This is a genomic window from Persicobacter diffluens (assembly GCF_036244895.1).
GTDB classification, from domain to species: domain Bacteria; phylum Bacteroidota; class Bacteroidia; order Cytophagales; family Cyclobacteriaceae; genus Persicobacter; species Persicobacter diffluens.
In genome coordinates this window covers 3,552,727-3,566,540 of record NZ_BQKE01000001.1, presented here as the reverse complement: position 1 = coordinate 3,566,540, position 13,814 = coordinate 3,552,727, and the positions used below count along the sequence as shown (strand labels likewise).

The 13,814-nt window shown below is 43.5% G+C and carries 9 protein-coding genes; 3 read left to right on the top strand and 6 right to left on the bottom strand.

Going from position 1 to position 13,814, the window contains the following annotated elements:
- Nucleotides 1–13: 13 nt before the first annotated feature.
- Nucleotides 14–1,231, top strand: a complete 1,218-nt coding sequence (locus AAA970_RS14740; RefSeq protein ID WP_338237658.1) for an NADH-quinone oxidoreductase subunit D — start codon at nt 14–16, stop codon at nt 1,229–1,231.
- A 323-nt stretch (nt 1,232–1,554) separates the two neighbouring features.
- Here AAA970_RS14740 and AAA970_RS14735 read toward each other — a convergent pair whose 3' ends face one another.
- From AAA970_RS14735 to AAA970_RS14725, 3 genes are all read right to left on the bottom strand, one after another.
- Nucleotides 1,555–1,968, bottom strand: coding sequence for a hypothetical protein (locus AAA970_RS14735; RefSeq protein ID WP_338237657.1), 414 nt, complete (start codon nt 1,966–1,968; stop codon nt 1,555–1,557).
- Between the two features lie 66 nt (nt 1,969–2,034).
- The gene (locus AAA970_RS14730) at nt 2,035–3,690 is read right to left on the bottom strand and encodes a MutS-related protein (RefSeq protein ID WP_338237656.1); all 1,656 of its coding nucleotides are present in this window, start codon (nt 3,688–3,690) and stop codon (nt 2,035–2,037) included.
- 81 nt (nt 3,691–3,771) lie between these two features.
- Nucleotides 3,772–3,942: a hypothetical protein gene (locus tag AAA970_RS14725; RefSeq protein WP_338237655.1), complete on the bottom strand. Its 171-nt coding sequence runs from the start codon at nt 3,940–3,942 to the stop codon at nt 3,772–3,774.
- A gap of 102 nt (nt 3,943–4,044) precedes the next feature.
- Here AAA970_RS14725 and AAA970_RS14720 point away from each other — a divergent pair, with 102 nt between their 5' ends.
- On the top strand, nt 4,045–5,166 hold the full coding sequence (locus AAA970_RS14720) for a hypothetical protein (RefSeq protein ID WP_338237654.1): 1,122 nt from the start codon (nt 4,045–4,047) through the stop codon (nt 5,164–5,166).
- 128 nt (nt 5,167–5,294) lie between these two features.
- Here AAA970_RS14720 and AAA970_RS14715 read toward each other — a convergent pair whose 3' ends face one another.
- A complete protein-coding gene (locus tag AAA970_RS14715; RefSeq protein WP_338237653.1) occupies nt 5,295–5,891 on the bottom strand; it encodes a lipoprotein signal peptidase in 597 nt (198 codons plus the stop codon).
- A gap of 280 nt (nt 5,892–6,171) precedes the next feature.
- Nucleotides 6,172–9,483, bottom strand: coding sequence for an isoleucine--tRNA ligase (gene ileS / locus AAA970_RS14710; protein WP_338237652.1), 3,312 nt, complete (start codon nt 9,481–9,483; stop codon nt 6,172–6,174).
- A 245-nt stretch (nt 9,484–9,728) separates the two neighbouring features.
- Between ileS and AAA970_RS14705 the strand changes: the two genes are divergently transcribed.
- Complete coding sequence (locus tag AAA970_RS14705; RefSeq protein ID WP_338237651.1) at nt 9,729–11,162, top strand: PP2C family protein-serine/threonine phosphatase; 1,434 nt, start codon at nt 9,729–9,731, stop codon at nt 11,160–11,162.
- A gap of 39 nt (nt 11,163–11,201) precedes the next feature.
- Here AAA970_RS14705 and AAA970_RS14700 read toward each other — a convergent pair whose 3' ends face one another.
- Nucleotides 11,202–13,610, bottom strand: a complete 2,409-nt coding sequence (locus tag AAA970_RS14700; protein ID WP_053406462.1) for an efflux RND transporter permease subunit — start codon at nt 13,608–13,610, stop codon at nt 11,202–11,204.
- Between the last annotated feature and the right edge of the window lie 204 nt (nt 13,611–13,814).

Sequence of the window (13,814 nt, the reverse complement as noted above, 5' to 3'; positions counted from 1 at the left end):
CGACAGCAAGACGATGGCGAATAAGATTCAATACCAATATGATCCCCAACATCTGAATATTTCCGAGCCGGCGAAATACGGCGAAGGAGATTTGAAGCATCAGGAGATGATCATCAATATCGGTCCACAGCACCCTTCCACACACGGCGTTTTGCGTTTGGAAGTGGTCACCGATGGGGAGATTATCGTGGATGTGGTGCCGCATTTGGGCTATTTGCACCGCTGTTTTGAGAAGCATGCGGAAGCGTTGATGTATAATCAGATCATCCCTTATGTGGATCGGATGGATTATATGACGGCCATGAATAATGAGCACATTTACTGTATGGGCGTGGAGAAAATGCTGGGCATTACCGACCAAATTCCGAAGCGTACGGAGTATATCCGGGTTTTGGTGTCGGAATTGAACCGGATTGCTTCCCACTTTGTGGCTTTAGGAACCTATGGTCTGGATATCGGTGCGACAACGCCTTTCTTGTGGATGATGCGCGATCGGGAACATATTCTGAGATTGCTGGAATGGGTTTGTGGCGCGCGTATGCTGTACAACTACATTTGGGTGGGTGGTTTGTATTATGACCTTCCGGTAGGATTTGAAAAACAGTGTAAAGCCTTTATCGATTATCTGAAACCGAAATTGGTGGAGACGGATAAGCTGTTGATTGAGAATAAAATTTATGTGGAGCGTACCGCCAATGTGGGGGTATTGCCGAGAGATCTGGCCATTAATTATGGCATTACCGGTCCGATGCTGCGCGCTTCCGGATTGAAATATGACCTTCGCCGGGTAGATGCCTATTCGGTTTATCCGGAACTGGAATTTGATATTCCGGTGGGCAACGGTGAAATGGGTACCACCGGAGATTGCTGGGATCGTTCCTGGGTGCGTGCGCAGGAATGTAAAGAATCTGTAAAGATCATTGAGCAATGCCTGGAACGCCTTCAGGGAGATTATAAACGGGATAAGGAATTTGATCCGCAAGCCATTGTACCTAAAAGGATACGACCGAAGGCGCAAAGCCTGTACTTCCGCGGGGAGAGTCCTAAGGGAGAATTGGGATTCTATTTTGAAGCAGACGGCCGTGCCGATAAACCATTGCGTTGCAAGGCAAGATCAGCCTCCTTTGTGAATTTATCTATTTTGCCCGCTTTGTCAAAAGGCACCATGTTGGCCGACTTGATTGCGATTATGGGCTCTATTGATGTGGTATTGGGAGAAGTGGACCGCTAAGCTTAACCTTAATGGTGCACCATCCCTCTTGTAAAGCTAATCAGGAAACCTGATTTCAGTATGTTGTAGCAGTTTTCCTGATTTTTAACCCGAATTATTCACCGCTAGTTTTAGGGTTCACTACAAAGGCTTGTTTGTCAATTGGGTATAATTTAACCTGCTAAATTTCTGATAGCTCAAATTGGGGTAAGTTTGCTGTCTCCCCATTCATTTGCTTCTTTGGAAAAAACTCGAAATAGGAGACTATTCCTTCATTTTTCCCGCCTTGCAGCTAAAAGAGGATTGAAGCATGAATAATCCGGGTTAAGCATGCATAATTCGGTTTAAGAATAAACCACCGCATAGTTAAAAATGGAGCCTTCCTGACAGGGGCCCGGACATTCCAATCGAAGGGATTTGGTATGGAAATAGGCCTCACAAGGATCCGGTTGGAATCCAGGATGATTGACATAAGTTTTTAGCACCAGCTGATGTCCCAGGAAATCGTAAATTTTCAGGTCCAATGCATTAAACTGGAAAAACTGACTGGCCATAGCGATAGGATTAACCATTTCCGCTTTTATTTTACCCACATTAACATCTGCCCATGGCGTATCCGGACAATGGTAGGCCAAAGCTTTTTGGACTTTTAATTCGACTTTGACATGATCTATTTGCTGCAAAGCATCATATGCAAGGCTGAATACGATGGCCAGGGCAAAGGAAAATTTCAATAGGAGCTGAGTGAACCGTTGCATGATAAATCGTTTGATGTTAACCTAATATAAGATACAAGATATTGGATCTCAACTATTTAACAGTATTTAACTTTTTAATAACCTACTTAAACGCTGTGAATTTTCTTTTGATGGACGTCCTGGGGAAATTGTGGAAGCGTGACTCATCTGAAGGATTTCTTCGGGAAACCCATGTTTTTGAAGGATAAAAGGAACAATTTGATGGTTGCCGGTCTTTCCGGAAAGCTTATAGTTGAAAATCAGGCTGCCTTCCCGTATTTCAAAGCCCATACAAAAATGCCGGAAAGCATCATTCAGTGCATTTTCCAGTTCCAGGTCGTGGGTGGAAATGATAATTTTATGCGGTTGATCGGCAAGGTAATTTAACACCGATGCGCCGTAATGGATGCGATCATTGGTATTGGTTCCTTTAAAGAGTTCATCCAGCAGAATAAGCTTATGAGCGGCCGGGTACTCAAGAATATGCTTCAGGCTTTCCACTTCTTCATTGAAATAACTGGAATTCCTGGCAAGGCTGTCCTTGATGGACATGGAGGAAAAAACCGCGAAGGGATAATGATGGAAAGTTTTGGCAAAAGCGATACCAAGATTATTGGAAAGGAGCATATTTATGCCCATTGTCCTGATCAGGGTACTTTTTCCCGTCATATTAGCTCCGGAAAGCATCATGTTTTGCGTGATGGTCAGGGAATTTGGCACACAATCTTTTACTAGTGGGTGACGGATTTCCTCCGCATAGATAGCCTTATCAGAAATAATCCGGCTTTCAGTTATTCCCGTTTTTGTTTTTAAGTAAGCAAGGCATAAGGCGGTGTCTGAGAAGCCGGTTAGCTCGAATAACGACAACAGGGTGCTTTTGTGCTGCCGAATTTGAGCATTGGATACCGCAGCCAAATTGACCTCGATTAACAAGGCAATATTCAGGAGTTCTTTCAGGTACCAAAAGAGGATGGCCAGTTCATTTTCTATTGATAGTGGGCCAAAGGCGAGGGGAATGGCGCTGATTCGATTTATTTTTTTCAAATCCAGCTTCTTTATAAAGCGCTGTAGCTCCGGATTATTTCTTGTTTTTTGATGAAAGCGGCTTAAAAGCCGGAGGGTGTTCAAGGTTGAGGTGAGGCCGGTAAAGAATGATTTTCCAGAAAGGTGGATCAGGAGGTTGATTATAAATATCGGGACAAGGAGTAGCCAAAATGTGGGGAGGTAGAATCCTGAAATCAGGCAGCTCAGAAAAGCAAAAGAGGAAATAAAGGCATAATTGAAATACCATGGAGTGTGAGCAGGGCAATAGTGGAGGTATTTTAAAAAAGCCGCTACCTTCACCTTTCTCAGACCCCAAAGGGCTTCCAGGAGTTCATTTCTTGCCATGGTATTTTCTTGAAGAAATCGGGCGTAATGGGTTAAGCCGTCCTTTTGCTCATATTGAAATTGCTTACAGATGTGATATAAATAATTACTTCCAGCCTCTGTGAGGCAATGGTTGATATAGGGGATGACCGATTCATAATTCAGGTCTTGTTGCGTTTGCGCTGAAATGCAGGAATGGGGATCTCCAAAATACCGGTCATACAGGCGGAAGTCATGAGGATTGGGCTTGACCTTGTCTAAATTTGCGAAATCTGTTTTTAAAGCGGAGAGTTCGGTTTTTGATTTTCTGTTGGTCAGGAAATGGAAAATGGCGAGGCTGCCTGTAATGAGGAGTAATAAAAAAAGGAACGTCATAGAGGATTAACTTCCGGAGTCAATAGGTTAAAGGAAATTGAGCCAATGGATTAAGGCTGGTCTGTCCGGTGAGGTTTTTATTTACTCCGTAATTTCCACAGATGTTTTTTCCCGGGCTCCGGAGAAACCTCTCATAAAATCTTCTTTAGCCTCCCGAATGTCGGTGTGAAAAAAATAACCGACTGCTATTCCCATGAAAAACAGGATGGCCAATAGTGGAAAAGGTTTGCTTATTTTTCTACCCTTGATCATAATATTAATATTTTAAATAAGATTAATGATGTAATTTACGCCATTGAATTTCTTTATGCAATCAGTGGTACATTTATATCAAAAATGTTGTGCTTTATACCTATGAGAAGAATACCTCTGCTTTTTTCAGTATTTATACTTTTTGCCTGTGCGCCTAAGGACGCGAGGCATGCAAATAAACAGCGGAATGAGTCATCTGCTGAAAAGATTCCGATTCGACTGACCATTGATCCTGAGCAGTTGGTGGAAGTATTATCTTATGATCTTAACAACGATGGAAATCTGGATACTATATTTTTATTAGAGCCTCCGCTTGGGGATCCGGGGATATTCAAAAAAATCCTTTTCAGCATTAATGCCGATACCATGTCTTTTCAAGGGGAAACAGCATGGGATACGCTCATCTGGACAGCGAAAAATAATGAAATCAGCTCTGATAAATTGTTTTTGACCAGAAGTGAAGAAGTTAACTACCTCCTGCTTTCAGGAACACAGTACAGCTGTTGTCCTGTTCAGACCACTATTTTTGCCTTGACCGATAAGCTTCCAAAGATTGTTTTTGATCAAGAATTTCAAGTCTCATCCATAGAGGATTTGGATGGAAATGGCATTTTGGAGATCATTGGATCATCTTCTTTTGTGCAGACCTTTCAAGAGATCGATTCGATTGATGCTAAATTGGGTACCTATTCACCCTTCAAAGTATATGAAATGGTGGAGGGCAAGGTCTTGATGGATTATGGGAAGTCAAAAAAATACAACCAGGAAAATTATCTATTTGCCGGTTATGATTACTCTGAAGATATTCCGGTTGTTTACTTTCGGGATGGACGAAAACCGCATCTTTTGGATACCCTTGACCTTTACGAATGCAACATAGACTATTGTTTGCAGTTGAATCAATCACTAGATGCCCCTACAGCAGAATATGTCTTGGACTTTCTATTAACTTTTGATGACCGTTGTAAAAATAATATTGAATTTTCTGAATTCAGCGCCACACTCCTCCTTCAACTATTGACCAAGCAGCCCGCCCTTCTTCTTGAGGTATGGGATCAGCATAAAGCAATTTTGGATCATCAATCATTAATAGCTGAAATTCAATCCCCATTAATTGACCTTGATTATGAAGAGTTGGATCGAAATTGGTCAGAAGTCCCTCCATCTGACCTAAAAGCAGAAATGACTAAATTAATTGAAGCAGCAAAAAAAACAGATTTTTAATATCTTATGCTCGGAGGTCAAATTTTGAAATAGCTAGTCATCTTATTGGTTTCTCTTTCCGGAAAGACAAAAAAAAACGCCAACCCTCAAATCAAGGATTGGCGTTTGATATAGAAATATATTTTTCTCTATCCGATTCTTTCACCGGATGCTGTCACTAAAAATTTCTTTTGGAACAAAATGATCAGTGCTACGCCAATAAAGATGGCGGAATCTGCCACATTGAAAATCGGCCAAAAAGCCATGTATTTTCCACCCCAAAGCGGCAACCAGTCGGGCATATAGCCTTCCCAGATATCGAAGTAGAACATGTCGATGACTTGTCCGTGGAACCAGGGGCTGGGAGCATTATATGGGGCATTGTCCAGCAAAACACCATAGAATATACTGTCGACCAAATTACCGATAGCACCTCCCAGAATTAATCCAATACAAACTAATAAACCGGTATGTGCTCCTTTTTTGGCTAAATGAACCAAATACCAGCCTATTCCAAACATCGCAACCAGGCGGAAGGAGGTCAGGATTAATTTTCCATAATCAGAACCCAGCTGCATACCGAAGGCCATGCCGGGATTCAGGGTATAGTGTAGCTTGAACCAGTCTCCAAAAACTTGAATCTGACCCGCCGATCCCAATGGCATATTGAAATGAACCGCCATTTTCACGATCTGGTCCAGAATGATTACGGCCAGCGCAATCAGGAAATATTTTCCGTATTTCATTGTAGAAATCTATTTAAAAAACCAGGCAGGAGCCTTGATTCAAAAAATCATTACTAAGCGTATTTTTAAAAGCCCTCCATCCGGCTGCAAATTCGAATTATTGGAAGTGATTTCGGATAATTTCTCAACAATAGCGATGCTATTCTCTCAAAAAAATCGGGTACCGCTTCCGCAATAATCAAATTTTCGTTGCGAATTTTGGTTTTTTAACACGCTCTAAAACCGAAACGAATTAGCAAAAAAATAAAGAGGATACCAGCAAAGTATCCTCTTTTGTTTTTTATTTCGACACTTTCAAAGTTACCGTCAGGCCATCGATATCCAATGGCGTGCCGTCTGAAAGGGTTGCTACCAATTCCAAAGCCGTAGCTTGTGTTTCGGTAGTGATATAATCTCTGTTTGAAGCCACCGCCTTAGTGATGGTTTCCTCTTCCAAAATGGCGATTTTGATTTTATCCTGAATCTCCAAGCCCATATCCTTACGGATATTCTGAACACGGTTTACTAAATCACGCGCCAGGCCTTCTTCTTTCAATTCATCGGTTAAGTTGATATCCAAAGCTACCGTTAAAGCGCCTTCGTTGGCTACCAACCAGCCTGGAATATCCTGAGAAGTGATCAACACATCTTCCAGGGTCAAAGTGATGTCTCCGCCTTCCAAAGCTAAAACGTACTGGCCGTCTGCTTCGATTTTGGCGATATCCTCCTGTTGGAAACCACCAATTGCCTTGGCGATATCCTTCATTCTCGGACCATACGCCTTACCCAAAGTCTTGAAGTTAGGCTTGATGTTTTTTACCAAAATACCGGAAGTATCGTCAATAACTTCTACTTCTTTCACGTTCACCTCATTCTTGATGATGTCTTCCACCGCCACAACATGTGCCTTGAAAGTATCATCCAATGCCGGGATCATCACGCGCTGCAATGGCTGACGTACTTTGATTTTCTCTTTCTTACGAAGGGAGTGTACCAAAGAAGAAGCCGATTGCGCCAAAGTCATTTTAGCTTCCAGATCTGCATCAATATGTGCTTCGTCGGCAGTCGGGAAGTTGGTTAAGTGAACAGATTCCGCAGTGCCTTCCATGCCTGCCGTCAGGTTTTGGAAAAGCGTATCCATATAGAATGGAGCGAAAGCCGCACTCAATTGTGCTACGGTCAACAAACACTCATGCAAGGTTTGGTAAGCCGCTTTTTTGTCTTCATTGAATTCCCCTTTCCAGAAACGTTTACGGTTCAGACGAACGTACCAGTTTGAAAGATCATCGTTGACGAAATCCTGAATCGCACGTGCGGCACGCGTAGGCTCGTAAGCCTCCAGGTTTTCATCTACCAATTTGATCAAAGAGTTCAAACGGGAAATGATCCAACGATCTGACTCCGTACGGTTTTCTACCGCAACGATATCCTGACCGTAAGTGAAGCCATCCAAGTTCGCATAAAGGGCGAAGAAGTTGTAAGTATTCTGAAGGGTACCGAAAAGCTTACGTTTTACTTCCGTAACGCCATCCGGATCAAATTTCAGGTTATCCCATGGGTTCGCGTTGGAGATCATGTACCAACGTACCGCATCCGGGCCGTGCAGGTCGATGATTTCAAATGGATTAATACCGTTGCCCAAACGCTTGGACATCTTGTTTCCATTTTTATCCAATACCAGACCGTTCGCAATTACGTTTTTGAAAGCCACTTTGTCGTACAACATGGTGCTCAAAGCGTGCAGGGTAAAGAACCAACCACGTGTCTGGTCAACACCTTCCGCAATAAAGTCAGCGGTATATTTAGCCTCAGCAGCATTTACTTCATCCGCTAATGCACCCCATTGCGCGTATGGCATCGCACCGGAATCGAACCAAACGTCGATCAGGTCCGGCTCACGGAACATTTGCTTACCGGAAGCAGAAACCAATACCACATCGTCTACATATGGACGGTGCAAGTCGAAATCTTCCGCAAGAGACTCAGTCATGAATCCGGCAGCTTTCGATTTTTCTACTTCCGCCGCCAATTCTGCAATAGAACCGATGCAGATTTCTTCCTCTCCATCTTCTGTTCTCCAGATAGGAAGTGGCGTACCCCAGTAACGGGAACGGGAAAGGTTCCAGTCGACCAGGTTCTCCAACCAGTTACCGAAACGACCGGATCCGGTAGAGCCCGGTTTCCAGTTAATGGTTTTGTTCAAAGCCACCAACTGATCCTTGTATTCGGTGGTTTTGATGAACCAGGAATCCAATGGATAATACAATACAGGCTTGTCTGTTCTCCAGCAGTGTGGGTAGCTGTGCTCGTATTTTTCTACTTTGAATGCTCTGTTTTCCTCTTTCAATTTGATGGAAATCAAAACATCCACATTCTTATAATCTTTGGCAGAAGTTACCGACTCGTCTTCATAATCCGCTTTCACGAACTGACCGCCAAACTCGCCCATTTCTTTCACGAAACGACCGGTCTTGTCTACTAGTGGTAACTCATTTCCTTTTTCATCCAAAATGGTGATCGCAGGAACACCCGCCTGGAAAGCGACGCGTTGGTCATCCGCACCAAAAGTAGGCGCAATGTGAACGATACCGGTACCATCTTCAGTGGTTACGAAGTCCCCTTCGATGATGTGGAAAGCTTTCTCCGCATTTTTCACCGGCTGAACGTAAGGCATCAATTGCTCATAAGCCTGCCCTACCAATTCACTTCCTTTGTATTCGCCTACTACTTCGAAAGGAATATTCTTGTCTCCTTCGTTGTAGTCTTCAATTTTCAATTCGGCATTTTTAGCATTGAAGTACGCGTTGAAACGGTTCTTCGCCAAAATCACGAAAATCTCCTTGAAAGTGTAAGGGTTGAAAGTACGCACCTTCACATAGTCGATGTTCTTTCCAACCGCCAAAGCCGCATTGGAAGATAGCGTCCATGGAGTTGTCGTCCAGGCCAGGAAGAATTCATTCTCCGAACCTTTCAACTTGAATTGCGCGGTGATTGAAGTGTCTTTTACATCACGGTAAGTCCCTGGCTGGTTCAATTCGTGCGAAGACAATCCGGTACCTGCCGCCGGAGAGTAAGGCTGGATGGTATATCCTTTATAAAGCAAACCTTTGTCATAAAGCTTTTTCAACAAGCTCCAAAGCGTCTGCATGTATTTGCGGTCAAAGGTGATGTACGGATCATCCAAATCCACCCAATAACCCATTTTTTCAGTCAGCTCATCCCATTGATCCTTGAATTTCATTACCGACTCACGGCAACGTTGATTGTATTCCTCAACGGTGATGGACTTCCCGATATCTTCTTTCGTAATGCCTAATTCTTTTTCTACCTGAAGCTCTACGGGCAATCCGTGCGTATCCCATCCCCCTTTACGCTTCACCTGGAAGCCTTTCAGGGTTTTGTATCTACAGAAAATATCTTTCACCGTACGGGCCATCACGTGGTGAATTCCCGGAGTTCCGTTTGCTGAAGGAGGACCCTCAAAAAACACGAATTCAGGAGCTCCCTCGCGCAATTTCACAGAACTGTCGAAAGTAGCTTTATCTTTCCATTCTTGAAGTACATCGCGCCCTACTTGAGCGAAATCTACCTGTTTGTATTCTTTATACTGCATTGATCTATATTGGCATTAGAATTAGGCGCAAAAAACAGCTTGGGAAAGTCCAAAGCAGACCTTCCCAAAAAAGTTCCGCTAAGTTAAGCAATAGAATTTAAAATGATAAATTTGAGAAGTTTAGCTTACTAAAAAATCTATTTTGATTCCTGAAAAAAAAATCAGATTTTCATTTTCAAGTCAAATGGTCAAATAAATGACCTATCAGCGAGTCGCTACGCCTCAACAGTCCAACCAACCCAATTATGAGTATTCCCCTGAGCCAATCCCATTTTGGGACCGCCTTTTTTATGCCTGAAGCCAGCAGTGATGTGGCCCGATATGAGCGCATCATGAAGTTTTCCTGTTTATTGGCCGGGCTTATTCACTTATTTTTTCTATTACTATTTCGGTACTTCGGAGCGGAGGAAATGGCCGCGCTTAATCTTTATTTTAGTATTCCTTTATATCTGCTGACCTTTTGGGCCGCTCATTTCAGGAAGTTCAATCTGGTGGCCATTCTGAATTTTGGAGAACTGATTGTACATGCCGTGATGGCGACTTTTTATCTGGGTTTGTCCACAGGATTCCATATTTATCTGCTGCTACCCGTAATTCTAAGCTTCATATTTTATAAATACCCCATTGTGGAAAGGGTATTGATCAGTGCATTCTTCTCCTTGGCATATTTTGGGTTCTACATTTGGACCTCCGGTCTTTACCTGGAATCCCCCCTGCCCGCATGGCTGAGACATTCTTTTTTCCTGTTTAATATATCCCTCTTTGTGGGCTTTACCTCATTGATGATTTTTTTGTTCGTGAAAGAAGCTTTTCGAATGGAGCAAAAGATACTGGACGCCAATGAGAAACTAACCCATCAAAAGCAGGAGATTGGGGAGCAGCGTAATGCATTAATGAGACAGAAGGAAGAACTGGAATATCAAAGAGACCGGGTGAATGAAAGCATTCAATATGCGCAGCAGCTACAAAAAGCGGTGATTCCCTCCCCGGAGATCCTAAGCCCTTATGTAGAAGATTATTTTTTACTGGAGCGTCCCTGCAATGTGGTGAGCGGAGATTTTTTCTGGCTCAAGGTGGTGGAAGGAAAACTGATGTTGTTATTAGCAGATTGTACGGGGCATGGAGTGCCCGGGGCCTTTATGAGTATGCTGGCCATTGGTCTGATGGAAAACGTGGCCAAAGATTTCGGTGCGGCAGATCCTGCCCTTTTGATGGACGAATTACGCCGGAGAATGAAGGCAGCCCTGGGCAAAGGAGAACAGCTGGATTTGGGGCAAGAGGGTATGGATGGGGCGATTCTGATATTTGACCCTGAGCGTTATGAGTTGGAATACAGCGGGGCTTATAACCCAGTGTGGGTAATTGGTCAACAGGGCCTACAAATAGTGAAGGGCAGCCGGCAACCTGTGGGGGCTCATGTGGTGGAGGTCCCTTTTGTAAGCCATAGCGTTAAGTTGAACAAGGGAGATGCTGTTTACCTTTTTACGGATGGATTTTATGATCAGGTGAACGGGCAAGACGGGGAGAAAATGAAATTGAAAAGATTCAAGTCTGAACTTTTGAAGCACACCACCTTTCCCATGCAGGAGCAGTCTAAGGCCCTGGAAACCTTTTTTAATGATTGGCAGCAAGGGGCCGAGCAGGTGGATGATTTTATGGTGTTCGGTTTTCGGGTATAAAAAAAAGGCAATCCGGAAAGACTGCCTTTTTTATGAGGTTTACTCCTCTCCCTCTTTCTTTATTTTGATGGAGGAAATATTGATTTCTTCGTCGTCATGCTCATGGTAAAACTCTACATCATCAATCAGGAGATGTTCATCCGCCTTACTTCTCTTTCCATTATCAAACACCATTAATAATGCCGGAAGGATGATCAGGTTAGTACTCATGGCAATCAGAAGCGTCATGGAAGTTAAGAGCCCCAAGGCCTGCGTGCCACCAAATTCTGAAAATCCGAAGATGATAAATCCGAAGAATAATACGATGGAGGTATAAATCATACTCGCACCCACTTCATGAATGGATCTGCTGATGGCTTTGGGAACAAAGAAATTATCTTCATAAAGATCCTGTCGGTATTTGGCCAGATAGTGAATGGAGTCATCCACAGAAATACCAAAGGCAATACTGAACACCAAAGCGGTACTCGGCTTCAGAGCTACGCCCACAAATCCCATGATGCCTGCGGTTACCAATAGCGGAATCATATTCGGGATCAGGGAGATCAGGATGATGCGGAAGCGTCCGAACAAAATGGCCATAATGATGGAAATAATCACAAAAGCCAAAAGCATGGAGGACTTCAGGTTGTCAATCAGGAAGCTGTTTCCCTTCACAAATAAGAGCGTGGTGCCGGTTGGCGTGACCGTTACTTTGCTGCTACCACCAAAAATTTCTTCTACTTGTGGTTTTACCACCTCCTCTACCAGATCATGTAATTCGTGCGATCCGATATCGGCTACCTTGAAAGAGATGCGCATCTTGCGACCGTCTTCTGTCACAAAGCTGTTCAGAAATCCGGAGTTATCGTCCTGTCCCTGCAGATAGCGCAGGATAAAATTCTTATCTCTTTTGGGTAAATCGTAATAATCCGGATTGCCATTATAATAGGATTGCCGGGCCATTTTGATAAATTCCACAATGGAAATCGGGCTGGAAATATTCGGGTTCTGCTCCAGTACACGCTCGAGCTTATCCACTTTTTTCCAGATGGATTCTTTCATTACGCCCTTTTTCTTTCCGGTGTCTACCACAATTTCCAGCGGCATGATTCCGGCAAAGTTTTTCTCCAGCCAAAGCAAATCCTGCTTTACCTCACTGTGATCCGGCACATCATCCACCATAAAAGAAACCGCCTTGATTTTGTACAAACCGATCACAGAAACCACGATGATGGCAGCCGCTCCTACCAGTACAGAATAGCGATGGCGGTGCACCATCAGGTCTATGCCATTGAGGATTTTATTCAGCCCTTTTTTATTCAAATGGCCTAACCTCTTCAATTCCGGCTTGGGTAAATAGCTGAATACTGCCGGAATGAAAATGATGCTCACAAAGAAAGTGGCGATAATATTAATGCCTGCTACGGTACCGAATTCTTTCAGAATTTTGATATCAGTAAAAGCCAACACACCGAAGCCGACTGCGGTGGTGAAGTTGGTCAGGAAGGTTACCACACCAATTTTACTGATTACTGAAGTTAAGGCCTTGTATTTATCTCCCGTTTTCAGGATTTCCTGATGGTATTTATTCAACAGGTAAATACTGTTCGGAATTCCTATGACCACGATAATGGGCGGAATGACACCCGTCAGAATCGTGATTTTATAACCCAGTATGCCCAGCGTTCCGGCACACCAGATCACGATTACCCCGATCATGATCAACGGGAAGAGTACCGCATCCCAGGAACGGAAGAAGTAAAGCATAATGAGTCCGGTGACCAGCACCGAAAGGATCAGGAACATCACCATTTCCTTTTGCACCATGCGGGCATTTTCCGTTCGCACGAATGGCAATCCGGCATAATGCAGCTTGATGTCCGTGGCTTCGCTGAACTGATCACAGGCCATGCGGATGTCATCCATCAACTGAAAGCGCTTTTTGGAATTCAGGATGTCCTTATTAATGGAAAGGAGCAGCAGGTTGGCGCCATTATCCATATTGATCATCTGCCCGGTGTATAATTGCTGATTGCCCACAATCCCTAGCAGGCTGTCCAGGTCGTGTTGATTGTCCGGAAATTGCTCAAAAATGGATTTCGCTTCAAATTTCGTGAGCTCAGTATTCTTCACCAGATGCACCATTCGGGGGATGGACATCACCTCATTGACGCCCCGAATTTTGTTCAGCTCCTCACCCAGGTACTTCAGTCGGCGGAAATTTTCCAGCTCATAAACAGCGCTGTCTTTCATTCCAATGGCAAGCAAGTTGCCATCTTCCCCGAAGTCTTCTCTGAAATTTAAAAAAGTAATCATTTCCGAATCGGTCTTCGGAACGGTGCTACCAAATTCGTAGCTCATCTCAATATCTTTCCCCTGATAATACATGAATACCGTGATTACCCCGATGATCATGATCAGGGCCAGTCGGTACCTAAGTACAAATTGGGCGAATTGATTCCACATTGTGCAATTATATTTTTTTGGTATTATTTCTTAGATCAGCTGCTTTCCCTTAGAGACTTTGACCAAAGGATCATGCTGAAGCGGGGCAAATTTAAGGATTTTTAATCCGGATTATTCAAACTTAAATCACCATTTAGTGGATCGCTAAAAAAAAGAAGGGCTTGATTTTCAATTTGAGCTTTTTTTGCCAGCGAGCAACCCCAT